This is a genomic window from Centipeda noxia ATCC 43541 (genome assembly GCF_000160555.1).
GTDB classification, from domain to species: domain Bacteria; phylum Bacillota; class Negativicutes; order Selenomonadales; family Selenomonadaceae; genus Centipeda; species Centipeda noxia.
Window position 1 is genome coordinate 1 of sequence record NZ_GG749291.1, and the last position, 858, is coordinate 858.

Genomic DNA, 858 nt, shown 5'->3' on the forward strand with positions numbered 1-858 from the left:
CGGCAAGAGTCGGCGGGAACCTCAATATTGAGACCCTCCAGGAGAAAGAGACCTATGAGGAGCAGAATACCTCTGCGGGCTTTGGCATCTCTTGGAATGTCAACCTCTTTGATGGAAAGACCAAACAACTGGCTACACCGGACTCTAAGAACGTCTACCGCAAATTCTCCATGCCCAATATCGGAGGCTCCTTCAGCAAGGGAAACATCTCCTCCCACTACAGGAGTGCAAGAGATCAGGCGGGTATCTTTGCAGGAAGCGGCGGCTTTGATCTCTTGGTCGGGAAGAATACCGATCTGAAGGGCGCACTCATCGCAAGTAAGGCAACAGCGGACAAGAACAAACTCTCTACCGGCACACTCTCCTTCAGCGATCTGGAGAATGAGGCGGATTACAGTGCAAAGAGCATCGGTGCCGCCTACCATAAGTACGGCAACTATGACAATATGACGGAGGATGAAAAGAATAAGGTCTACAACACCAAAGGCCTTGCCCCGAACATCTCCATGCCCGTCAAAGGCAATGCGAGCAGCAGGACAACGTCTGCCGTTGCAGAGGGAACCATCGACATTAGGGAGAATCCGACGCAGGATATCTCGGCGCTCAGTCGTAACACAGAGAATGCCCTCAATGAGCTCGGCAGAATCTTTGACAAGAAGAAGATCGAGGAGCAGCAGGAACTTGCCGCGGTCTTTGGTGAGGAGGCATTCCGTCTCGCCCACAACATGAAGGACGATGGGAGCGGACGAAAGATTGCCGTGCACGCGATCATCGGCGGCATTATGAGCCAGATCACGGGTGCCGGCTTTGCTTCGGGTGCCGTTGGCGCAGGACTCAACGAAGCGCTGATTAACGCCG

Annotated in this window: 1 pseudogene; it reads left to right on the plus strand. The window is 53.7% G+C overall.

Going from position 1 to position 858, the window contains the following annotated elements:
* A pseudogene (locus HMPREF7545_RS10450) lies at positions 1-858 on the plus strand (hemagglutinin repeat-containing protein); the annotation flags it as partial.